Origin of the sequence: Reichenbachiella sp. (assembly GCF_039941815.1) — a bacterium.
Taxonomy (GTDB): Bacteria; Bacteroidota; Bacteroidia; order Cytophagales; family Cyclobacteriaceae; genus Reichenbachiella.
Window position 1 is genome coordinate 1 of record NZ_JBDVDW010000009.1, and the last position, 24,430, is coordinate 24,430.

Annotated in this window: 21 protein-coding genes; 6 read left to right on the forward strand and 15 right to left on the reverse strand. The window is 41.1% G+C overall.

Annotation, left to right across the window (positions count from 1 at the left end):
- Positions 1 to 137 precede the first annotated feature (137 nt).
- Positions 138 to 2,753 (reverse strand): cation-transporting P-type ATPase, encoded by a 2,616-nt coding sequence (locus ABJF11_RS00440; RefSeq protein WP_348117134.1) that lies wholly within the window; start codon positions 2,751 to 2,753, stop codon positions 138 to 140.
- 104 nt (positions 2,754 to 2,857) lie between these two features.
- The gene (locus ABJF11_RS00445; protein WP_348117135.1) at positions 2,858 to 3,307 is read right to left on the reverse strand and encodes a pyridoxamine 5'-phosphate oxidase family protein; all 450 of its coding nucleotides are present in this window, start codon (positions 3,305 to 3,307) and stop codon (positions 2,858 to 2,860) included.
- Positions 3,308 to 3,558: 251 nt separating this feature from the next.
- Here ABJF11_RS00445 and ABJF11_RS00450 point away from each other — a divergent pair, with 251 nt between their 5' ends.
- Both ABJF11_RS00450 and ABJF11_RS00455 read left to right on the forward strand, forming a co-directional pair.
- Positions 3,559 to 3,996: an Hsp20/alpha crystallin family protein gene (locus ABJF11_RS00450; protein WP_348117136.1), complete on the forward strand. Its 438-nt coding sequence runs from the start codon at positions 3,559 to 3,561 to the stop codon at positions 3,994 to 3,996.
- A 126-nt stretch (positions 3,997 to 4,122) separates the two neighbouring features.
- Positions 4,123 to 4,554: a hypothetical protein gene (locus ABJF11_RS00455; protein WP_348117137.1), complete on the forward strand. Its 432-nt coding sequence runs from the start codon at positions 4,123 to 4,125 to the stop codon at positions 4,552 to 4,554.
- Here ABJF11_RS00455 and ABJF11_RS00460 read toward each other — a convergent pair.
- Positions 4,551 to 4,991, reverse strand: coding sequence for an Hsp20/alpha crystallin family protein (locus ABJF11_RS00460; RefSeq protein ID WP_348117139.1), 441 nt, complete (start codon positions 4,989 to 4,991; stop codon positions 4,551 to 4,553). The genes ABJF11_RS00455 and ABJF11_RS00460 overlap by 4 nt on opposite strands.
- A 127-nt stretch (positions 4,992 to 5,118) precedes the next feature.
- Between ABJF11_RS00460 and ABJF11_RS00465 the strand changes: the two genes are divergently transcribed.
- The 4 genes from ABJF11_RS00465 to ABJF11_RS00480 all read left to right on the forward strand — a co-directional run bounded on the left by ABJF11_RS00465 (position 5,119) and on the right by ABJF11_RS00480 (position 12,278).
- Positions 5,119 to 5,838: a VIT1/CCC1 transporter family protein gene (locus ABJF11_RS00465; RefSeq protein WP_348117140.1), complete on the forward strand. Its 720-nt coding sequence runs from the start codon at positions 5,119 to 5,121 to the stop codon at positions 5,836 to 5,838.
- Positions 5,839 to 5,957: 119 nt separating this feature from the next.
- Positions 5,958 to 6,629: a hypothetical protein gene (locus tag ABJF11_RS00470; RefSeq protein ID WP_348117142.1), complete on the forward strand. Its 672-nt coding sequence runs from the start codon at positions 5,958 to 5,960 to the stop codon at positions 6,627 to 6,629.
- Positions 6,630 to 6,757: 128 nt separating this feature from the next.
- Positions 6,758 to 11,110: a CusA/CzcA family heavy metal efflux RND transporter gene (locus ABJF11_RS00475; protein ID WP_348117143.1), complete on the forward strand. Its 4,353-nt coding sequence runs from the start codon at positions 6,758 to 6,760 to the stop codon at positions 11,108 to 11,110.
- Positions 11,111 to 11,117: 7 nt separating this feature from the next.
- Positions 11,118 to 12,278 (forward strand): efflux RND transporter periplasmic adaptor subunit, encoded by a 1,161-nt coding sequence (locus ABJF11_RS00480; RefSeq protein ID WP_348117144.1) that lies wholly within the window; start codon positions 11,118 to 11,120, stop codon positions 12,276 to 12,278.
- 108 nt (positions 12,279 to 12,386) lie between these two features.
- On the opposite strand, the gene ABJF11_RS00485 is transcribed toward ABJF11_RS00480, so the two are convergent.
- From ABJF11_RS00485 to ABJF11_RS00540, 12 genes are all read right to left on the reverse strand, one after another.
- Positions 12,387 to 13,475 carry an AI-2E family transporter gene (locus tag ABJF11_RS00485; protein ID WP_348117145.1) on the reverse strand — a complete coding sequence of 363 codons (1,089 nt, stop codon included), beginning with the start codon at positions 13,473 to 13,475 and terminating at the stop codon, positions 12,387 to 12,389.
- On the reverse strand, positions 13,472 to 14,503 hold the full coding sequence (locus ABJF11_RS00490) for a hypothetical protein (RefSeq protein ID WP_348117146.1): 1,032 nt from the start codon (positions 14,501 to 14,503) through the stop codon (positions 13,472 to 13,474). The genes ABJF11_RS00485 and ABJF11_RS00490 overlap by 4 nt, the downstream gene beginning before the upstream one ends.
- A gap of 19 nt (positions 14,504 to 14,522) precedes the next feature.
- Positions 14,523 to 15,095 (reverse strand): ATP-binding protein, encoded by a 573-nt coding sequence (locus tag ABJF11_RS00495; protein ID WP_348117147.1) that lies wholly within the window; start codon positions 15,093 to 15,095, stop codon positions 14,523 to 14,525.
- Between the two features lie 523 nt (positions 15,096 to 15,618).
- Entirely contained in the window at positions 15,619 to 16,569 is a 951-nt protein-coding gene (locus tag ABJF11_RS00500; protein ID WP_348117148.1) for a hypothetical protein, read from the reverse strand.
- Positions 16,570 to 16,613: 44 nt separating this feature from the next.
- Complete coding sequence (locus ABJF11_RS00505; protein ID WP_348117149.1) at positions 16,614 to 16,979, reverse strand: spore germination protein GerW family protein; 366 nt, start codon at positions 16,977 to 16,979, stop codon at positions 16,614 to 16,616.
- A 27-nt stretch (positions 16,980 to 17,006) separates the two neighbouring features.
- Positions 17,007 to 17,513: a hypothetical protein gene (locus ABJF11_RS00510; RefSeq protein ID WP_348117150.1), complete on the reverse strand. Its 507-nt coding sequence runs from the start codon at positions 17,511 to 17,513 to the stop codon at positions 17,007 to 17,009.
- Between the two features lie 112 nt (positions 17,514 to 17,625).
- Entirely contained in the window at positions 17,626 to 17,892 is a 267-nt protein-coding gene (locus tag ABJF11_RS00515; protein ID WP_348117152.1) for a rhodanese-like domain-containing protein, read from the reverse strand.
- Positions 17,893 to 18,064: 172 nt separating this feature from the next.
- Positions 18,065 to 18,250, reverse strand: a complete 186-nt coding sequence (locus ABJF11_RS00520) for a DUF2892 domain-containing protein (protein WP_348117154.1) — start codon at positions 18,248 to 18,250, stop codon at positions 18,065 to 18,067.
- 27 nt (positions 18,251 to 18,277) lie between these two features.
- Complete coding sequence (locus tag ABJF11_RS00525) at positions 18,278 to 18,583, reverse strand: hypothetical protein (RefSeq protein ID WP_348117155.1); 306 nt, start codon at positions 18,581 to 18,583, stop codon at positions 18,278 to 18,280.
- 142 nt (positions 18,584 to 18,725) lie between these two features.
- Complete coding sequence (locus ABJF11_RS00530; RefSeq protein ID WP_348117157.1) at positions 18,726 to 21,992, reverse strand: efflux RND transporter permease subunit; 3,267 nt, start codon at positions 21,990 to 21,992, stop codon at positions 18,726 to 18,728.
- Positions 21,993 to 21,994: 2 nt separating this feature from the next.
- Positions 21,995 to 23,071: an efflux RND transporter periplasmic adaptor subunit gene (locus tag ABJF11_RS00535; protein ID WP_348117158.1), complete on the reverse strand. Its 1,077-nt coding sequence runs from the start codon at positions 23,069 to 23,071 to the stop codon at positions 21,995 to 21,997.
- A gap of 21 nt (positions 23,072 to 23,092) precedes the next feature.
- Positions 23,093 to 24,418: a TolC family protein gene (locus ABJF11_RS00540; RefSeq protein WP_348117159.1), complete on the reverse strand. Its 1,326-nt coding sequence runs from the start codon at positions 24,416 to 24,418 to the stop codon at positions 23,093 to 23,095.
- Positions 24,419 to 24,430 lie beyond the last annotated feature (12 nt).

Here is a 24,430-nt window from a genome sequence, read left to right on the forward strand (position 1 = left end):
AAGCTATAAAGCGCAAAGAAAGAGGCACTTATATTGAAGAGGCATAGCACCGCTATGGTGATTCAATAAATATATGTTAAGTGTCTATTTCAAAGTGCTTTATGATTGGAATAGATTATCTAATGCATATTTCAGGTTTAAATATCAGCAAGCTTAGATTCAGTACGGATATGGGTCGATACCAATTTTGTAATCAGAATGGCCAGCGTATAGCCCAAAAGTAGGCCGCCAATCAAAACAAGCCATTCGAACTGACCTAAAGGTACCAGGTAGAAGTATTGATTGAGTGAGGTGTATACGATCAAGAGATGCAGGACGATGGAGGTGATCAATCCTGCCACCAGCCATTTGTTGGCAAACCAGCCCAGCGCCTCACCATATCTAATGGCTCCTATTCGTACAAATTCGAAGAGTACGATCCCGGTAATCAATGTGGAGCGTGCCAAATCTAAGCCGGATGGAAGCACTATTAAGAAAATACCTACCAGCAGGATGGCCTTTTTGGCTCCAATCAATCCTATGAGCCAGCCTAGTTTTTTATTGATCAGGGGTTCATCATTTTTTCGTGGTGGATGTGACATGATATCCTTGGCTGGTGGGTCTGCTCCTAGTGCAAGGGCCACCAGACCATCTGTTAATAGATTGATCCAGAGCAGCTGGACCGGATACATAATGGGTTCGTCAAAGCTGAAAAATATGGTGATAAAAAAGATAATTCCTACCTCAGCCAGGTTGCAAGTCAGCAGGTAGTCGATAAACTTTCGGATATTGTTGAATATTGTCCTTCCCTCTTTTACCGCATCCCTAATGGTGCTAAAGTTATCATCGAGTAGCACAATGTCGCTTGCTTGCTTGGCTACCTCAGTACCTTTTTTACCCATCGATATACCCACCACAGCTCGTTTGATCGCCAACGCATCATTTACTCCATCTCCGGTCATAGCCACCGTATGATTCTCTTCCAAAATCTCGAGCAATCGCAGCTTATGAAAGGGATCTGTTCTCGCGAAAATATTGACTCCGGATTTGATTTTGGATTCCAGCTCATCGTCGCTCATCTCATCCATATCGCTGCCTTCTATCACCCCGGCGCTCATCAGACCTATTTGTTTGGCAATGGCATTGGTGGTGACCGCGTTGTCTCCGGTGATTATGATAATCTTGATTCCAGCGTTCAGGCAATCTTCAATCGCCCCCTTCACCTCATCTCTGGGTGGATCTATCATCGCCTGGAGTCCAATCCAGACTAAATCAGATTCCATGGCTGACTCATCTGATCTGGAAGGATTGTAGGCAAACCCCAGGACTCGCAAGGATTGAGCAGCAAAGGATTGATTCTGAAGAAGAAGTTCTTCCTTCATTTTTTCCGTTAGGTCTACTTCCTTTCCGTTTTCCAAGATTCTGGTGCATCGATTAATGAGCATTTCTGGTGCGCCCTTTGAAAAGACCTGCTGGCTCCCGTCCGCACCTTTCACAAGGACGCTCATCATCTTTCTTTCCGAGCTGAATGGAACCTCGTCTATTTTTTGCCATGAATCCAACGTATCCTGATGGTCATCCAAGTGGTCAAAGGCAGCTTTCAACAGCGCAATTTCCGTCTGGTCTCCGATGAAAAGTTTTTCTCGATCTGGAGCAGAATTGACAGTTGCATTATTACACACTGACCCACAAGTCAAAAGCTTCCCGAATGTTTCGTTGCTTTTTATTGCCACCAAATCGTCGATAGTATATTCTTGTCCATCAAAATAGAGTTTGGTCACCGTCATTTCGTTTAAGGTGAGTGTGCCAGTCTTGTCTGTGCAAATGATGTCAACGGCTCCTACCGACTCTACAATTGGAAGCTTCCTGATCAGGGCATTTTTCTTGAACATTCGGCCGGCTCCCAGGGCCAAAGCCAATACCATCACAGCAGGCAAACCTTCTGGGATCGCAGCTACAGCTAATGATATTGCGGTAAGCAATGAGGTGTAAAATCCAAATTTGAACATACCGACTGCGGCTATCACCAACGTGATAAGTATGGTAATGATGGATAGCTTTTTACTCAAAAGATTTAGTTCCTTTTGAAAATTGGATTGCTCCACTTCTACTCTTTGCAGTCGGTCAGCAATGTGCCCGATTCTGGTCTTCATACCTGTGGCCGTCACTTTCACCATGGCATGGCCAGCGGTGGTCACACTATTTTTAAATACTTCTGAATCTTTTATTTTTTTGACTGCCACTGATTCTCCGGTAAGGATCGATTCGTCAATTTCCAAATGAAAGGCGCTGATAATGATTCCATCTGCACTGATCATATCCCCAGCCGTAATCGATAATAAGTCTCCCGGAACTATTTCTTTTGAATCAATTTCTATGCTCTCACCATTGCGCACTACCACGGATTTGGGCATATCCAACTTCTGCAAGGCCTCAATGGTCTTTTCAGCATTGTAATCCTGAATAAACCCCATAGTACCAGAAATGGAGACTATAATTAAAATCAATACTGTATCGATGATATGCTGATCTTGCCCTGGCAGGTAGCCTACAAGAAAAGAGATAGCCGCAGCGATGATCAGAATAATAATGAGTGGAGATTTGAACTGCCTTATAAGGATCTTCCAGGGTTTGATTTTTATTGTTCGCTCGATTTCATTTTTGCCATGAAGCTTTAATAGGTCTGCTGCTTCCAGGCTGGACAGACCCTTCATTTGGGCTGGTGATAATTCCAAAATTGGATTTTGTTTGACAGGTGTGGTATTCAACATCATTCTTGCCTTCAATTGGCGATATAAACCTATCTATAACCGGCATTCTTTAATATGAGCAAAGTCAGCCATTCATATGAGATTATATTTACTAGAGTAGCTCGACACTAACCCTTCTCATATCGACCCGTCTTTTCCAAAACTTCAATTTTGAAAACAACAGATCTTGTTTTAGGTTTTTGGTCAAAATGAATTTTTTCCATACCATATTTTGAAGGTACTGTCTCACTTGTCCGAAACGGCATAAATCTACTAGTAAGGATTAGCATGGCTTCTTCTATTTCTTTTCCCTCCAGCTCTTTGTACGTTCCGGTGAGCACTGCACTTTGCCAGTTGTTCATATCCATGATTCGATCTACCTCGAAGGCAACATTTGGATTCATCCTCATCATTTCAATCTTTTGACCTTCCGAAGTATGAATATAGACCTGGCCTCCCTTATAGGCATATGACACTGGTACTATGTACGTCATTCCATCTTGCTGACAGGCAAGTCTGCCTACCTTCTCACCGTGGAGGAGGTTGTCGATTTGATCGTTTGCGAGTTTACCTAACATCTCATTATCATTTAAAACTTGACGGTGGATTCCTTATCATTAATAATTGATTGCTGATAGAACCAAATCTATATTTAAATACCACTTTTTGAAATGACCTCAATCAGTTGACAAACTGATTTTCGAAAGTATGATTCTAGGTCTTGACAAGAATCATCCGGTCCGTTGAGACTTGTCATTGGACAAGGGGGTGCTTACTTCTAATTTTATGATTAGTAATTTATTTTTCACTTACATAAAAAGGAGGAGATATGAACCTATTAGCAAAAACGGGAGACAATTTAAGATTCCCAGCTTTATTCAGCGGATTTTTCGATGAAGATACCTGGTCAAAACCGCTTTGGAATGGATGGAGAGCCAATGTGCCTGCGGCTAACGTGCTCGAAACAGATAATGAATTCAAAATAGAATTGGCTGCGCCAGGTATGGAGAAAAAGGATTTCCATGTAAACATAGAAAACGGTGCGCTTTGCATCAGCTCTGAAAAGGAAATGGAGCTCAATGATGAACAGGAAGATTACACCAGGAAGGAGTTTAGTTTTAGTTCTTTCTCAAGATCTTTCCTTCTGCCTGATAGTGTCAACGATGACAAAGTCAAGGCCACTTATAAAGATGGTGTATTATCGATAACCTTACCAAAAAAAGAAGAAGCAAAGAAACTACCTAAAAAAGAGATCAAAATTGCCTGAGTCTAAAGCGGCTTAACAGAAGCAACAAATCTCTTGTGTGTAGTAGTAGAAGGGTGGGCAAAACCTACCCTTTTTCTATACTCTTCTATAATTAACTTTCGAATCAGAATTTACAACAATAAGATCATGGCAGCTAAAGATGAAGTATGTATCGGTATGTGGTTGGATCAGCAGGAAGCTTTAATAATCAGGGCGGATGATGAAAATCCAATAATGACCAAATTACCATCTAAAATTGAAAACTTTCATCCGACTGGGGGAGCCAGATCCAAAACACTCTGGGGGCCTCGAGATGTGATATCTGAAAAAGCCTATCTCAATAGGAAAAAACAGCAGAGCAAGGAGTTCTATGACTCTATTCTTTCTGAAATAGGCGAAGCGACTGATTTACTGATTTTGGGCCCGGCAGAAGCCAAAACAGGCCTACTAAAAATGATCAAAAGTTCTAAAAATCTGACTTTGAATAGTTTGAACTCCGAGAGCTGTGATAAGCTCACGGATAACCAATTGATCGCGAAGATCAATAAGTACTTCAAAAGCAAACGAAGCAATAACTAAAACACGTTGATTCGTCGGTTGATAGATTCGTGCGTTTCAGTATTGAACGGTAGGTTTATATGTAAAACCCCATTTGAGAGTCTGCAGGAAATCTTATTTTGATTTACATTCTCGGTGAGAGTAAACTGCCTTTTCTGGTAATCAGTATGAAATTCTTTCTTCAGGAATTCATCTTTGTAATTCTCAAGTTCATCTCGTTTGGCGGCCACGTATAGCCTATTGTTCGCCAAGGTCACCTTAATTTCATCCCTGTCGAATCCCGGAAGTGCCACCTCGATATGATAAGCCGTTTCTGCTTTCTTTAGGTTTCCTTTCGGTCTTGATATCTCAAAATTATCCATGGAGCACCTACCCAGAAAATGATCTGCGTCGAAATAATTGGCATACCTGTCTCCTATTCTCTGAAAAGTATGATTTCTGATTTTATTGAGTGCCATGATCGTAGTGTTTATGTGATAGTACAAATGTAGTAATCCAGCTCTCCTTGGCCGATGAGGACAATCAGGGGGGCATGTGATTCTGGTCATGAACCGATATCTGGTGATCGAGTAACTTGATTTTGTTATGGATTATCACAAGGCTTACAAATTTCACGCAGAACCTCAACAATCAAATCAATACGCTTATTTAAGTCAATTTATCTACGGAGGAATTGATGGTGGGGTGACCACCTTCGCTGTGATTGCTGGCGCGGTAGGCGCCGGTTTCGGAGTGGAGATCATCATTATATTGGGCATTGCTAACCTCATTGCTGATGGTTTTTCTATGTCGGTGGGAAGTTATCTTTCCTCCAAATCTGAGCAGGAAAAACATGAGAAGTACAGAAAGCTGGAGCACTGGGGAGTAGAACACCTACCAGAGAGTGAGCGGGAAGAGATCAGAGAAATCTTTCGATCAAAGGGATTAGAAGGTGAGTTGCTGGAAAGTGTAGTTCAGACTATTACCGCTGATAAAGAAATATGGGTCAATGTAATGATGAAGGATGAACACAATATGGTCATTGAGTCTGAAACTCCAAGGAAAAAGGCCATCGCCACGTTTCTATCTTTTTTGCTTATTGGCTTTATTCCATTGGCGTCATTTTTTATAAATATTGACATGAGTCAGGCTTTCATGATGTCCTGCATGCTTACTGCCTTATCGTTCACCATTATTGGTTTTATGAAGGCTCATGTCAATCATAGCTCGAAAGTTAGGGGTATTGGCGAAACTTTGCTTCTGGGAACAACCGCCGCTGGTCTTGCCTACTTCGCAGGCAGTTTTCTGGAAAAGCTGATCATGTAATAGATTGTCGATCTAACTAAGCAAATAGAGCCAATAAAACTCTTGTCTGAGTACAATCAATCTTACCGGTGATGCTAGTCATAGCGATCCGCAAGGAGGTGCTGTAAATTGACTTTGTTATGAAAAAATTATCTGAAATAGGTCTTACCGTTGCCCATTTGTCAGCTGCATTTTTGTTAAGTAATTGCGCCGTATTTGTCACCTTCGAAGAGCCACAACCCTTCTTCAAAAAAAGCGAAACACACTTTAGCAAAAAGTTTCAGGGATCCTATGTTAATCCATTGGACCCAAGGATTCTAACGATTACAGATTCTGCAATTTTGATCAGCAGTGATTGGAATATAGAAGTTACACCCAACGCATCAAGTCCAATATTCGAGGTCAATTCTAACAGGGATAATCCAGCACTGGTGCCAGACCAAGATATGCAACGTGATAAGCGTATTGCTAATAAGACTTGGAATAGAATTGACACCATATTTTCGCTATCGGATCATCACATACTACGTCAATTCAAAAAAGACTATTTCCTCAATTATAGGGAATTAGATAACTATTGGTATCTGGAGTTTATGACTTTGGACAAGAATGACAAACTTTTGATCAGTGCCATGTTTATTGATGATTTGATAGCATTGGAGCAAGAAATGCCTCTCAAAAAAATGCTCAATAGCAATGGTGAAGTAATCAAGGTTGTACTTAAACCCAATAAAAAACAGTTCAAAAAACTAATACGAAGAGAGGACTATCGATTGACCATATTTAAAGCGGAAAGAATCAATTCAAACTGATATAATTAATTCAAAAATGACAGAAATCATTTGAAAAATTTACCTGGATCATTTGCTTCTATGCATGTAAAAACTACTTTCCTACCCTAAGTGACACCAGGACTCCAATTTTTTTTAATTGAAAAATAATGATCAAATCAATCATAGTATTTAGTGTCAAAAATAAGCTTTTGATTCTTCTTTTTATTGCAGCGCTTGTTGGGTGGGGTGTTTATTCGATCACACAAATTCCAATAGGTGCAGTACCTGATGTTACCAATAATCAAGTACAGATCATTACGACTTCCCGAAATTTATCAACACAGGATATAGAACAGTTTATTACCTATCCGGTAGAACTGGAAATGGCCAATCTTCCGGGAGTTAAAGAAATTCGCTCGATATCCAAGTTTGGTCTTTCTGTAGTTACTGTTGTCTTTGATGACGATATGGGCACCTACTTGCCCAGACAGCTGATTGCAGAGAAAATAAAATCTGCTCAAGAGAAAATTCCTAGTGAGTTTGGATCACCCGAGATGGGACCTATCACTACCGGACTGGGGGAAATCTATCAATACATTCTGGATACCGAACCCGGATACGAAACTCAATACTCAACAATGGATCTTAGAACAATTCAAGACTGGGTAGTAAAACGACAACTTTCGGGGATTCCAGGAGTCGTGGAAGTCAATACCTGGGGAGGATACCTAAAGCAATACGAAGTCTCTATAAACCCTGAGCGGCTGAAAGCAATGAATGTTTCAATTCGGGAAGTATTTTCTGCTTTGTCTGACAACAATGGTATCACAGGGGCCGGATACATAGAAAAACTTGGAGAGAGTTACTTTATACGCGGAGATGGGATGGTTCAGTCATTGGAGGACATCAGACGTGTTGCGGTGAAAACGACGAACGGAATTCCTATACTGATCAATGATATTGCTGATGTGAAATTTGGCACTGCGACACGATTTGGTGCCATTACTGGAAATGGAGAAGGGGAAAAAGTGCTAGGACAGGTAATGATGCTCAAGGATGCCAATGCGAATAAAGTAATAGAAAAAGTAAAAGAACGTGTCGCCGAGGTCCAAAAAACCTTACCGGAAGGTGTATTTATCAATCCCTTTCTTGAGCGAACTGAGCTTATCAATAAGACCACATTTACAGTGTCAGAAAATTTGATACTAGGTGCGTTAATCGTAATTTTTGTGCTTGTACTATTGCTAGGAAATTTAAGAGCTGGTCTCTTGGTATCATCCATCATCCCACTGTCACTCTTGTTCGGTATTTCAATGATGAACCTATTTGGGGTATCGGCTAACCTGATGAGCTTGGGTGCAATTGACTTCGGAATCATCATCGACGGAGCGGTGATAATAATTGAATTCATTGTATTCAAAATCACTCAAAAACAGCATGAATTATTAGGCCTGGAAGGTAAGTCATTAAAAAATGCTAAAGACAAAATCACTATTGATGGGGCCTCCAAAATGATGCATGCTGCCATATTTGGGCAAATTATTATATTAATAGTCTTTATCCCAATCCTGTCATTGACGGGTATTGAGGGTAAGATGTTTAGACCAATGGCCTTATCCTTCAGTTTTGCACTGATTGGAGCCATGATTCTCAGTCTAACCTACGTCCCTGTAATGACCTCCTTGATATGCAGACCTGGAAATAAGGAAAAGAAAAGCGTATCAGACAGAATCATGGGATTTATCCTTCAGCTATATAAACCCTCCATTCTATTAGCCCTCCAATGGAAAAAATCCGTACTGCTTGCTGCTGTAGTATTGTTCTTGGCAGCGGTTGGTATTTTTACTCGTTTGGGAGGCGAGTTTATTCCCACCTTGGACGAGGGTGATTATGTGGTACAGCCTGTGCTCAAAACTGGAACTTCTTTGAGTAAAACCGTAGAAATAATGACTCAGTTGGAAAATATCCTAATCGATAATTTCCCGGAGGTGGATCAGGTCGTGACACGCATCGGTGCAGCAGAGGTACCTACTGATCCCATGTCGATGGAAGAGACTGATATGATTATCAAACTCATCCCAAAAGGTGAGTGGACGAGTGCCGTAACCAAAGATCAGCTGGCAGATAAAATGAAAGCTGCTATGTCAGTCATCCCAGGGCTAGACTTCGAGTTCACACAACCCATTGAGATGAGATTCAATGAGCTCGTAACCGGAGTACGAGCCGATGTGGCAATAAAAATATATGGGGAGGATCTGGATGTTTTATATGAAAAGGCTCTTCAAGCAAAAGCCCTAATACGGCATGTAGCAGGAGCTGCCGATATAAGTGTTGAGAAAACTGCCGGTTTACCACAAATGGCAATCACCTATGACCGCGAAAAACTTGCTCACTATGGATTGAATGTAAGCCAATTGAATACTACACTGCAAATGGCTTTTGGCGGAGCCGTCGCCGGAGTGGTGTTTGAGGGAGAAAGACGTTTTGATCTAGTGGTTAGATTTGATGAGGTGTTTAGAAAAGACATTGGAAACGTAAGGAACCTGTTTGTTGATCTTCCTAACGGAGAGCAAATTCCACTACAGGAGATTGCTGATATCTCCTATAAGACCGAGCCAGCTAAGATCTCTAGAGATGACACCAAAAGAAGAATAGTGGTCGGCATCAATGTAAGAAATAGGGATATGGAGTCTCTGGTGAGAGAGGTGCAGGAAATCCTGAATGGTAATCTCAACCTGGCGTCGGGTTATTATCTAAAATACAGTGGGCAATTTGAAAATCTTCTGAGCGCAAAAAAAAGACTCATGGTGGCCGTACCTGTTGCACTTGTACTTATTTTATTGATGCTCTATTTCACTTTTAATAGTTTCAAACAAGCACTAATGGTTTATTCTGCCATCCCGCTTTCAGCAATTGGTGGTGTATTTTTTCTTTGGATTCGAGATCTACCATTTAGTATTTCTGCTGGGGTGGGTTTTATCGCCTTATTTGGAATCGCTGTGTTGAATGGGATCGTATTGATTGACTTTTTCAATGAACTCAAAGCGGAAGGAATTAAAGATGTAGAAGAACGTGTACTTAAGGGGACTACCCAGCGATTGAGACCGGTATTGTTGACTGCGGCTGCCGCTGCACTTGGGTTTTTCCCCATGGCTTTTTCAGCGTCTGCCGGAGCTGAAGTGCAAAGGCCTCTGGCCACAGTGGTAATTGGCGGATTGGTGACAGCCACCATATTGACACTTATTATTCTACCTATTTTATACACACTGATTGAAAAGGAAGTAAAACTGAAAACAAATAAGCAATCACTTGTCATTTTAATCTTCGTACTAGGATCGCTGCTGACACCTTTGATAAGTCAAGCTCAAAACAAATTGATCACTCATGACGAAGCACTTTCTCTAGCGCTGGAAAACAATGCCCAATTAAAGGCACAATTTCTAAAGATTGAACAGCGAAAGAAACTTCAAAAAACAGCACTAGATCTTGGAAAAACATCTCTTTATTATGGTTTTGATCAAAATAATGTTGCCAACAACAACAATCCATTAGATGTATATGGCGTCCAACAATCATTCAGTTTTCCTACAGTCTATGGAGCGGAAAGCAAGGTGCAAAAACTTCATACTTCATTGAGTGAAAATAATTATGAAATGATGCAACTGCACCTAAAAAAGAATGTTTCTCAAACCTATTATCAACTGCTATATCTACTCAACAGGGCTAAGCAATTAGACTATCTGGATAGTCTCTACAAAAACTTTGTGCAGGCAGCCAGCAAAAAGTATGAGGTGGGAGAATCTCAATACCTGGAAAAAGTCACAGCAGAAGCCAAGTATTATGAGATAGGAATGCAAAAAAGCCAACTTTCTTATGACATAAAAAGCGGCTATGAAAGTCTGAATGAGTTTTTGCAGTTAGACGAACCCTTCCAGATTCAGGCAAAATCATTAGATAAAATTCCAATAGACTCAACAATTACACTGGCTAACCTGACCACAAATCCAAGTTCAAAATCGTTCAACATACTTAGTAAACTCGCGCTTGCCAACGTCCGGTTGCAACGCAACAAATTGATGCCAGATCTAAATTTAGAATATTTCAGAGGATATGGTATAGGCGAAAATGCAGAGCAATTTTACGGATATCAATTTGGCATCAGTCTTCCGTTATTTTTTGGGGCAGAAAGAGCAAGGCTACAAGCCAATATATTAGAAACTCAGATCATTGAGAAGCAAGCAGAAAACAATCAGAAAGAGCTAAACACCAAATATACCCAACTCATGGCCCAAATAGATAAATACAATCAAGCTATTATTTATTATAAATCCAGAGGACTGACTATGGCCAAAGAAATCGAATCTACGGCTAGAAAAAGTTATGAAAGTGGCGAGACAGGCTATTTGCAGTTTATCCAGAGTTTAGAAAATGCCACACAAATCAATGCCGCATTCTTGGATAATGTAAATCGGTACAATCAATTGGTCTTGGAGGTGAAATACCTTCAAAATGTAAAGTGAAGCAATTATGAAATCATTTATTAAGCGAATTCAGTTAGTATTAGTTATCGTCCTGGCACTAAGCTCCTGTGAGACACCTGGTGCCGATACGAAGGTGGACACCTTATCTGAAGATCATATCTCTGTAATCACTCTAACTAAAGATCAGGAGTTGGCAATAGGTCTTCAAACAAGTCTTGTAGAAATGAGAGTGCTGCAGGAGCGTATTCAGGCAAATGGATACTTCGACGTACCTCCCAGCAACAGAGCAATGGTGAGTATCTATAAGGGGGGATTTGTGAAAAGTACCGCCCTACTCGTTGGAGACAAAGTACAACAGGGCCAGGTCATGGCGACTTTGCAAAATTCGGAGTACATCCGTTTGCAACAAGATTATCTGGAGTTGCAGGGACAGTTAAGCTATCTGGAATCTGAATACGAAAGGCAAAAAATTCTAGCTAAAGAAAAAATCAACGCAAAAAAGAACTTACTCAAAGCTAAATCCGATCATAATACTGCAAAGGCGAGATATAATGGCATAAAAAGCGAGTTGGAAATGATTGGGATCAAGATAAAAAGCCTCGATCAAGGCAATATCACTTCAACTATCAAAGTAAGGGCACCCATAAGTGGCTTTGTCACAAAAGTCAATAGTGTTTTGGGGAAGTATCATGAACCAACCGATGTCCTCTTCGAAATTATCAATATTGATCATATTCATCTCGAACTAAAAATTTATGAGAAAGACATTCCTAAAGTGAAAAAAGGACAGCAAATTCTTATCACGATTCCCAGTATGGACAATATGGAATATAAGGGTAAAGTCCACCTTGTTGGAAAGTCGTTGGACTTTGAAACACGTACGATAAATGTTCATGGGCATCTCGAAAACACCAACGATGCCTTTCTTCCTGGTATGTATGCCGAAGCCCAAATAATTATCTTACAAAATACGGTTCGTGCCGTGCCAGTCCAGGCGATTGTATCTTCACAAAGTCAGCAATATATTTTCATTAAATCAAATGAAGAACGAACCCAAACCCAGTTTAAACGAGTCCCTGTGTCTACTGGAATGAAAAACGATGAATGGATAGAAATTTTTCCTTCTAAAAACCTAAAGCCAGATGCACAAGTAGTTACTAAAGGCGCATACTACCTCCCCACCGAACCTGAGAGAAGCACAGATTAACACAGTTTCCCGGAAAAACTGATCATGTAATCTTACTTATGATGGATTAGCTATAGTATCAAACTGTGCTGAGACAATCAGCTTTTTAACCAAAGTACAGAATCGCGATCAGGATTCTCCCAACAGGATGGATATTGGTTCCATTTCTTTTATCTGATCAGCGATTAGCTTTAGTATGGCTATAAAAGGCAAGAACAAGATCATGCCAGACGCTCCCCATATGATACCTCCACCTATGATGACAATGATTGCTACAAGGGCATTTATTTTGAGCTTTTGGCTCACTATCAGAGGGAAAATGATATTGGCCTCTAATATCTGAACCACAGCAAACACCACTACGACGCCTATCGGATAGAGAACCGAATCGTATTTCAGCCAGGCTACGGTAATAGGCAAAAGCGCCCCTATGGTAATCCCCACATATGGGATAAAGGTTAAAATCGATGCAATAAAACCGAAGAATATTGGATTGGGAATACCGAGAATGGCTAGTCCAGCGGTGTTGAGCACAGCTACAATCAGATAGACAATGGCCATCCCTTTTATAAAATTGTAATAGGTCGTAATCACCTTCGGAAGCAGGTAAGTAACGTAGTGATGGCCTGAGTTTTTGACTACACTGAAAAGAAACCTGACCAGTCTATCTCTATAAAATAGAATCAGGAATACATAAACCGGAATAAGTATCAGCAAAACCGCTGAGATAGACGAGGCATACAAGGCTTCTGGTATGGCTGGCAAAATATGATTATATCCATATTGCAAAAGGGTCTCCAAAAATTCGGTTTCACCGAGTGAGTTATCCAAATAGAATTTGTCAATATACGACTTGGCATTTTCTGCAATTTTTGTCAGCTTATACTGCAGCGCCGGCCATTCTTTTGTAAACAATATAAACTGCTGAATTAGGATTCCAATAATGAATAATATCATAATTGAGAATCCAAAAAGCGATATGGTTATCGATATTCCACGAGACAATCCCTTCTTCTCCAGCCATCGGCAAAGCGGATAAAGTATCAAACTAATGAGGAAAGCAAAACTCAATGGAATGAAGAGCGTTCGTCCAAAATACAGAATCAAAACAACCGCCAGAAAAGTGACCAGGTGGTTTGGGTTCATAGATTGGGTCGGTATCTGAGCTTGTATTTTCCCACTCTTCAAATTAGCTGAGATAGTTGCTTTTTCTGTCATTTGTTTATTGGGTTTAAATATAGCTCCCCCACATAGCCTTTCATGAGTCTTAAGTACTGCTCAGTATTTGACAGCCACTTTGTCTTTTCGTCTGGCGTCACTGCTTGTTGTGCTCTCAGTGCATTTACCTTCGCCCTAATATTGGCGCGATAGCATTTGTAATAGACGAAGAGATCTTCTTCTTGCTGATTGTTTATCGCCGGAAACATTTCAAGATAGTTTTCCATAAATACGGACACCAAATCTCCTTTGTGGTAAGCATCCAAATCCATACAGAAAAAGGCGATTTCATCCAGCACATCAATACGTCTGAAGCTATCATTGAAGTCTATACAATCAAAAATAACAGGGTCCTCATACAAGAAAATATTTTTTGAATGCAGGTCGCCGTGTAAATCACGGACAAATCCATGCTCTATTCGGTTTATAAAAAGTGACTCATGCGAATCAAGGAATTGGTCGGAAAAGTCGACTGCCTGCGCCAGAATTTCACCTGCGTCCGTGCCCAGGTTATCAATTATGTAGTCACTTATGGATAAAATATCATTGAATCTTTCTTTGAAATCTTCGCCTGCAAATGATGGCCTGCAAATCTGAGCGTTGCTGTGAAACAAGGACACGGTCGCCGCAATATTTCTCATGTCGTAGTGAGATACTTCATTCTTTTCGAGCAGCCCATTCATTTGTCTGGATATGTCCTGTTTTTCCATCTTCACGGCATAGTCGATCACTGACCCAACAGCCTCACCTACATATATTTGGCTATCTTTTTGTGACACAGGGACTACTCCCAGGTACATGTCATGAGTCAGCCTTTTGTTGAGTTCTAACTCTCGCTCACAATAAAATTTCCTCAGCTCAAGCGTAGTATAATCCAAAAACGAATATTTGATGGGCTTCTTTATTTTATAGGCGTATTGATCTGTGATGAGCACCCAGGAAATATGGGTCTCTATCAGCTCAACGGATTCATCGCTTAGCTTTGCTTCTAGTGAATGAACCAGCCTTGTTATCAATTCGCTATTCATCGGACGAAAAATTTAGTTTTCAGCTCTGTTTAGCTGTATTTTGCCCTTCATCCATCACTATTTTTGAGAATTGAGGATGTAGAGGTTCATAGGATTTTGAGGCGTTGATGTATTTCAAACCAATGCGCATCATATCATCGATATTGTGGTCATTGGAATGTATGACAAAATGTGGTTCGCACATACGCTCAGCCTGTGAAGCGATTTTTTCAAATACCCCGTAATTGGCCTCGCTAAACGCCCTCTTCCGCTGAAGCCTTTCTTTGATTAATTTTCTATCCGCCTTTATTTCAAGAAAAAGGATATGCGCACCGATCGACCTCAAATAGGTTTGGGTTTTCTCTCTGATACTTCTCGCATAAAATGTCCCGTCCAAAACGACTGTGTCCTTTATCTTTAGCCATTGCTCAGTTAGCGCCAGCATACGATTATATACTTTCATCTTTCCTGAAAAGGAATAGTCATGCCTATCGTCCAGTTCAGATCTGATTTGATCGCTGCTCAAATAAATTGCTCCTATCTCTTTGGCCAGCCTTTCGGCAAAATAGCTTTTGCCAGATCCTGGCAGTCCAAATACAACTATTACATTCATCTCTCTATTGGATTAAGTCAATCCTGATACCTCCAAAAACAATTCCATCCATGCGAAATCGCTCTCTTCATCCTTCTAATCGCCTCAAATCCGAGGCGCCTTTTTAACTTCCACAAAAAGCTGGGTTGTTTCATTTCCTTGTCGGAAATATGGGCTGTCCCATCTCTTTTTGTGACCGTGGCTTTCATACTTTTTTATTGAAATTTGGATTGAGTATTCTATGGCTGTGAATAGCTCACTCGCCAGACCCTTGCATCCAATTGGAAGTTAATGCTTCGGCTATTTATCCGGAATGACGAAAGTCAGTCCGTTTCTTGATTCTGATTGGGAATCAGCAATTGAACCTGGATTATGCATTAGGAATCGTGATGAAAGCTATAAAGCGCAAAGAAAGAGGCACTTATATTGAAAAGGCATAGCACCGCTATGGTGATTCAATAAATATATGTTAAGTGTCTATTTTAAAGTGCTTTATGATTGGAATAGATTATTTAATGCATATTTCAGGTTGAAACACGATTGCCTATTGTGAAAAGTGTTTTAGCACCCTTAGTGCCCTAAGCGTATTCCATCGACTGGACTTGCCAGCTTTCTCCATATCAAAATGGGTTTGACCCGGATATTTGGCATTCAGATTCCAGGTTCCGCTCTTGTTCTTTTTTTGCAATAGGACGTCAATGCCGGGCTGCATTCGAGCATCCCATTCGGCATTTGAATACTGAAAATAATCCAAGGCGCTCAGGATATCATACTTCCATCTTCTAGGATAACTCATCCTGAGAAAGTCTTTGTTGATGATCTTTCCAGTTTTGTCAGAAAGATAAAATTGATGCAACAGAATAAATTCCTTCGAAGACTGAATCGCTTTCTTAACCTCAGCGATTCGGTAGTCATATCCATTATGCTCATAGGTGGTAAATCCTTCCAATACAGAAAGTGTAGAATGGAACGAACTATGAACAGCTTTCGATCTATTGGATCTACAATTGAATCCGCCATCTGACATCAGCTCTTCCAACAAGCAATCAATCACAGACGCCAATTGATTTTGTGCTGCCCCAAAATAGCTTGCATAATTGAGTACCATCCCATTTACACATACATCGCTTTTTTTTGAATTCGGATACACTCCTCCATCATCTGCTTTGCAATCCCTCAATATTTTCTCAATTGAAATTCTGCCGGGTTCGTTATCCGGGGCTATGCATAGGTTTCGCAAATCGAGCAAGGTATAATGTGAAGAAATCCATTTGGGTTGATAGAATCCCATCCCCCAGTGCCCTTCCTTATGACGCTTGGATAGGAATTGGGCTCCCCATCCTTCGACGGCTATCCTATCCCTCAAGTCTTGCCGCTCTATGTCTAGCAAAACACGAAATACCTGATATTGGATGGATACGTCTCCCTCGAGAAGCCATTGCACGGTTTTCTCATCCGCTATTCCCTTTTCCACGAAGTCTAATGTGGTCTTCATAAATCCATTATTCTACTACCTCGATGTACCTATTCACTAGCGGATTAGGCTTTAGCCTCCTCCTTCTTCGCGAATATTTTCTCAATTAGATCAGGCACTTTTTCAAATGCTGAGGTGATTCCCTTGCTCCCTTTGTCCACCCCCAGAAAGGATATCTCTTGCTCCCGGGTCACCAAAAAGCCAATAGGCTCTATTCCTAATCCCATTCCTGCTCCACCACCTTCGCCTTTCCCAGCTTTGGGAGCGTCTCCGGTACCTCCTCCACTTCCAAATCCCATTCCTATCCTGACCACGGGTACGCACTTAAATTCGCCCAGTTCGAAGGGTGTGCCGATGATAGTTTCCGTCTTTGCTTCAGACTTGATGAAGTCTGTGATCTTTGCGAGTAATTCTTCAAAATTGACTTCCATTGTTCTATGATTTTAGGTTATAACTAATTAACTCCAGGCAACTTTTATTGCTGGTTTTATAATTCTTATCAAGCGATTTTTCAGGATCAATTTAAAACTGGTGATTCCATTAAAATTGACCAAAAAAGCTCTGTTTTTGCCACTTAGAAAATGAAATACAGGCACTAGCTGAGCATTGCAGACATAGTCGGCTGTATCCATATTCAAGCTCATTTTGACCAGTTCAAATGACTTTATCAAATCACTGACAAAACTGAAAATGACTTTGAACGATTTTCTTGTCGTTTTCTTTTTTTGAGCTTCTTTTTCGCTCCTCTTCCTTTTGGAAAAAGACGAAACCGTAAATTTTCCGATGGGCAAAATGATGTCAATAGTGATTGGCTTCTTAGCGGTATTTAAACTGATTTTGCAAATCCCTTTCACCTTCATATAGTACACGTCCTCCAACGTATCAACAAAAAGTGTAATCGGTGCAATAAGCAGCCAAATCATGGCTATCAGTAATATAGAAAGCACCAGTATAACCCATATCATGATTTAAAGTACGGTGAAATATTGGTGCTTTGAAATGACTTGCATCAACTGTGAGGTTGATTTCGGTCGTCTATGACGAAATGCAATCGATAGGCGGATATGATTATTTCATTTATTGGCTGATCTTATCTTGTAGCCCGTTCCAGCCGCCTCCATTGTATACTTCAATAAAACCGTTTGATTTCAAAATCCGTTTTGCTGTGCCGCTTCGCATGCCTGATGCACAGCAGGTAATAATGCATTTGTTTTTGTGCAGTTTAGAATAATGATTTGATAGATTGTTCAAAGGAATGTTTTGAGAGCCTTTGATGTGTCCTTGCTGATATTCAGCTTTGGTGCGAACGTCGATGATGACAGCCCCATTTTTTGTTAATTCCATATAATCTACACAAGGACCAAAACCAAATAAATTTTTAATTGTGTTGAGCATAAATAAAGTTATATATAATCGATAATATTTTAATTTTAATCAAGCGTTAACCTTTCACTATCAAGACCAGTTCACCTATTCTTTTCCTGTGAATGACAAATTGATGTGACTCCCAAAAGGTCTAATTTTTAATTCCGTTTTTCTTGAGGATATCCTCAAGTAAACACCATTTTGACAAGGAAGACTGAAACAAATTCACTCCGACAAATGCGGTTAATATGTACCAATAATCATTTACAAAATACCCAAGTATCAGACCTGTCAAAACCAAGGTTCCGGCTACTCCTCTAATCATTCGATCTCTCATCTTTTTCTTATTTTTAGTGTTAAACTCTTATACAAATTTTTCTACTGGTAGCTGAAAGGCGTGAAAGGCATTCACTCTTTTCCTACTCAAATTCAAGTGGTCTATGGCCTTCAAAATAACATCTGCCTGGCTCTTTGGAACAAAGGCAAAGTACATCACCGAGAAATCAGCGTGGGACTCTTTGACAAACCAATTGGTCATGTCCACCTCGTTATCTTCTACTTTGAATCCTTCAATATTCACCTTACTGAATATTGGGATATTGTTGTCTTTAAATACCTGGCTCAATTCCTTTTGTAATTCCTTGATGCCTAGTGCTATGATCAATTTCATCGCTTAATAATTTTAATGGTTTGATACTTTCTGATTCTGATTCTTGCTGATCATCCTGGCTGGCGAGCATCTCCAAAGTTGGATGTGCTGCTCGCCATTTGTGCCAGGACTTTACCTCAACTAACAATCATGAAATTCAATCCTAATTCTCGTTTTTTACATCTACCAATTCTTCCAATTGGTCATTTTCTTTTCCATTCAACACAGGGTCAACTGCCTGAATTGACGATTCGTATTTCTTTTTTTCTGTCATGTAATAGATCAATGGAACGATCAGCAGCGTCAGGAATGTAGAGGCTATAGACCCTCCCATGAGGGATATAGCCAACCCTTGAAAAATAGGGTCAAAAAGTATGACTACAGCTCCAATGACAACCGTGCCGGCAGTTAATAATATGGGGGTGGTACGTACAGCTCCAGCCTCCACCACTGCGGTGGCTATCGGGACTCCGGCATTGAGCCTAAGGTTTATAAAATCAATGAGCAGAATGGAATTTCGCACCATAATACCTGCCAATGCGATCATACCTATCATTGAAGTGGCAGTAAAAAATGCGCCTAACAACCAGTGCCCCACCAGGATCCCTACTAGCGACAACGGGATGGCTACCATCATCACAAATGGAACTTTGAAGTCCTGAAACCAGCCTACTATCAATAAATAGATGATCACAAGTACAACAGCAAAAGCACTTCCCAAATCTCTGAAAACCTCATAGGTGATTTGCCACTCTCCATCCCATTTTACACCATAGTCTTGCTCCATAAAAGGTTGAGCGGTATAGTATTCGTTGAGAGCATATCCTGCTGGTACTGAGATTTCTTCTAATCGCTTAGAAGCGTCCAAGATGGCGTAGACCGGGCTTTCCAGTTTGCCTGCCACATCTGCCAGTACGTACACTACTCTCTTCTGATTCTTTCTAAAAATACTCTTACCTTGAGTACCTTCTTCTACTTGAACAATATCCCCAAGAGCCACCATCTCGCCTTTTGATGATTTTACATTGATTTTTTTCAAGTCATTCAATGTCGACCTTTCTGTCTCTTCCAATCTCAGACGAATAGGCGTTGGTTGCACCTCAGCATCGTTATGTAGATAAGAAACTGTGGACCCTTCGAGGGCAGTCTTTAGCACATCAGAAGCGTATCGTGGAGATACATAGGCCAGCATGGCTTTCTCCTTGTCCACATTGAATTTAAACTCTACCTGGTCGTCTTCTACCATCCAATCTACATCTACCACATCATCTACTTCTGAGAGTATCTGCTTGACTTGCGCTGCTACTTTTTCCTGACCTTCTATGTTATCACCATATATTTCAGCCACTATAGTTGAGATCACAGGTGGCCCTGGTGGCACCTCGACTACTTTTACATTGGCATTATACTTTCTACCAATTTCTTGAATCACCGGCCTCAGTCTTTTGGCTATATCATGACTCTGTTCGCTCCTATCCCCTTTCGGCAATAAGTTCACCTGAATATCTGCCATATTTCCAGCCTTCCGCAGATCATAGTGTCGGACCAATCCATTAAAATTGATAGGCGAAGATGAGCCTACATAGGACTGGTAGTTTGTCACCTCGGGTTGTTTTTTAAGATATGCAGCTATGTCTTTGGCCACGACAGCGGTTCGTTCCAAAGGAGTGCCTTCTGGCATGTCAATAACTACCTGAAACTCATTCTTGTTGTCGAAGGGCAGCATTTTGACCGCTACCATTTTGAAATACAGCAGCGTGAAGGAAGCAAATAACAGCACAGTGATCGAACCGATGAACGTCCATCGTTTCCATGGTGAGTCCAGTAGCGGTTGCATCACGCGATGATACACGCGGTAGATCCATGTATTTTCTAATACAAATTCCTTGTGCTGACTGCTATCATTTTTCAGCAAATGGTAAGCCAACCACGGCGTGATGACCAAGGCGACCAATAGGGAGAAAAACATGGCCAAAGAAGCTCCTATCGGCATAGGACTCATATATGGCCCCATCAGTCCGGATACAAATATCATGGGCAACACAGCTGCTATAACAGTGAATGTAGCCAAAATGGTAGGATTGCCTACTTCATTGATTGAGGTGATGGCAGCCTGTAGAAACGGCATTTTCTTCATTCTAAAATGCCGGTGCATGTTTTCGGCTATAATGATCGAATCATCCACTACAATTCCCGTCACAAAGACAAGTGCAAACAGCGTAATTCTATTGAGTGTATATCCGAATATATAGTACACAAACAGCGTCAGCGCAAAGGTGACAGGTACGGAAAGAAAAACCACCAAGCCACCTCTCCAGCCCATAGACAATGCCACTACTATAGTGACTGCGAGAATTGCAGATGCCAGGTGTATCAAGAGTTCTTTTACTTTCAACGACGCCGTTTCTCCGTAATTTCTGGTCACCTCGATATTGACATCGGCCGGAATCAAATCCTTTTTTAGTTTATCAATTTTATCCAGTATGGCATCAGAGACCTGCATCGCATCGGCTCCTTTTCTCTTGGCTACAGATATAGTCACCGCTGGAAATTCTCCCTTGGGCATGGCTTGATTTTCTGCTTGCCATTCACCAAATCCAAAAGTGACATACTCCTTTGGTATTTCAGGTCCATCGATTACATCCGCTACTTGTCGCAGGTATATTGGTGCATCATCAACTACACCAACTACCAGATTTTTAACGTCCTCTACAGTTTTTAAAAACTCACCGGTCTCTACCAGATACACCTGGTCATTGTTTGTGAATGTACCCGCCTGAACTTGTCTATTCGACGCCTGTATTCCGTGGGCAATGATGTATGGGTCCAGCTGGTAAGCCGACATTCTCTCTTGATCTACTAAGATCTGAATCTGTCTGCTTCTTCCTCCATATATTTTGGTTTCGCTTACATGCTGGACTTTTTCGATTTCGAGCGTGAGCTCTTCCGCCAATCGTTTCAGTTCGAAATCATCATAAGTCTCGCTCCACAAGGTGAGTCCAAGTGCTGGCACATCATCTATAGATCTGGTTTTAATCAATGGCAAACTCATACCTGGAGGTACCTTATCCATGTTTTTCTGGATCTCATTGTATAGTTTCACCACACTTCGCTCGATGTCCTCACCTACCAGGTACCTGACGACTATAAAAGCCCGTCCGTCCATGGATTGAGAATAGACATATTCCACGCCATGGATATTTGAGAGATAGGCTTCCATGGGTTTCACCACTCTGGATTCTACCTCTGTGGCGCTGGCGCCAGGATATTGAATAAATATATCGGCAATTGGCACATCGATCTGAGGCTCTTCTTCTTTTGGCGTCAAAGTGGCGCTGTAGAATCCGACTGCAATAAAAGCAATCATCAACAGTGGCGTGAGCTTCGAGTTAATGAATTTTTTAGCAATATTTCCGGCTGTTCCCTTCATGGTTAGATACTTTTGGTGATTTCAACTTTTACTCCTTCGGTCAGTTTTGACTCTGAGGTCATGATATACTGCTCTCCATTCTTCAGCCCTGAAAGCACTTCTATTCCTTCGGGAAATTCCTTTCCTAGCCTGACCCAACGCAACATGGCCTCGCCTTGCTGATTCACTGTATAAAGTCCGGATAATTGGCCACGCTGTACGATTGCCTTTCGAGGCACTATGGTTTTCGATTCCTTGTTTTTCAGGAGGCTCACCCTTGCAAACATGCCAGGCTTCATTCCCTTGCTATCTCCTTTGAGGACTATCAATACTTGATACTGCGAACCAGAAAAGGCCGATGAGGTAATTATTCTATCAACACTTCCAGTCAAAGATTTCTCCTTGATAGCATCGATTTCTACCTGAACTGGGTCTCCTTCAGTGAAAAGTCCTATTTCAAATTCCGGGACACTGATCTCAATTTTTAGCTGGTCCAAAGATTCTAGTGCGATCAGTGGGCTACCTGGTGTAGCCATAGTGCCTTCATTGACAAACTTTTGTGAAACGAATCCATCGATTGGAGCTTTCAAGTTGGAATAAGAGAGTAATTCATCCAATTCCACAATAGACTGGCCTATAGATTCGACTCTGGCCTGATCAGATTCTCTTGCTGTACTGATATCATCCAATTCCTTTTGCGTGGCACTTCCTTTGTCATAGAGCCGCTGTGTACGTTGGTAGTCCTTCTCGGTATTTTTCAATACAGACTTTGCTTCTCGAAGGGAGGCTTGGGCTGATGCTTTTTTTGACAATATATCCTTACTTCTTATTTTGAGCAGCAATTGTCCTTTTGTGACATTCTCTCCTTTGTCCACGTAGACTTTCTCCACCTGGCCGATTGCTTTAGTGCTCAATATCAATTTGTCGTCTGCTTTTACCTTGCCGGAAAACTGATACTGACTGACTTTATCAACCGAAACAGCTTTTTGTACAGTCACTTTGAGGGCATTTACCTCCGTTCGTTCTTTTTGATCCGTTTTGCATGAGACTAAGCCTCCGATGATCATTAGTCCAAAAATTGATTTATTTATATTTTTCATGGCTATCTAATTCTACTTTTATTATAAGGTCACTTCTTGTTCCAACAGCAGTTCTAAATTGAAAATCAGCTGCTGATAGTTATTCATGCTTTGTAGGTGATTAATTCTCTTCGCAAGCAAATCGGATTCTGCGAACAATACATCTGAAGTACGCTCTAGTCCTTCTTCGAATCTGTCGGCTCTCACTCTGTAAGTTTCCTCAGCCTGCTTCACAGCCAATGCCGCTAACTCCACCTGCTTTTTTGCTAAAATGAGGTTAGATTTTGTCCTGTCCAGTTCTCTTTGACTGTCAGATAATTTTTCCTGGAGGCTGATTTCGGCCAGATTTCTTCTATAAGTAGCTCTCTGGATCATTGCCAGATTCTTACCACCCTTGAAGATGTCCCACTCCAGTCTGGCTCCTAGCATATAGTTATTGGCACTGGTGCCAAACAAGCTCTGATCATTCCATTCATAGCTGGCAAACGCGTTGAGTCTGGGGAGTAGGCTTCCTTTGGATGATTTCACCATTTGATCGCTGGCCCTCACCTGAGAAGAAAGTGCCTGAAGATCTGAACGTCCCGATGATATTTCTGTCATTTCGAGATACTCCTTTGGTACCTCCATATTAGCTATGAGGTCCGCTGGCAAAATGGTAATTGATCTATCTAACCTCAGGAAATGAGTAAGTGCTGCATTGGCGTTATTCTTTTGATTTTCGGCAGCCATCCTTTGGCTTTCGATTTCTGTCATTCTCAGCTCGGCGGATAGTAGATCCGCCTTATGGATCAAATCCTGGTTGAAAAGATCGTTTGCAACTCTATAATTGTCCTTCGCAGCTTCAAGTGCGCTCTCAGCTACCTTACTATTTTCATGAGCCAGTTGTAATTGAAAATACAAGTTTTTTGCCTGCAGACTAATTAAGCTCTTGGTCCACCTCAAATTGAATTCGGAAGCTTGTACTCCTGCTGATGCAGCTTTTCTGGCATTGATGCCGTCCAAATTGATGATCGGCTGCTCAGCGTAGATACGGGTTTTAAAATTGTCTACAGCACCGGGATCATTCAGGATTTCGGGATTAAAATCGCTTGAAGATGCAATCTGCTGTTGGAGTTTAAACCCAAAGGCAGAAAGCGGGTCTGTGGTAGTGGCATAGGTCTCCGATAAGTTGACGTTCGGCAGAAATACAGCATTGGATGACCGGAGTTCTGATGTAGCTATCCCCAGATTTTGGTTTGCCTTTTGAATCTGCCAATTATGCTCTACGGCTTGTTTTACAGCATCAGCCATTGACAATTTCATCTCCTCCTGAGCCCTCCCATTGCGAGTGCCCAAAAGTAGTATTGTCAAGGAAATCAGCTTAAACATGTTTAAATTTAT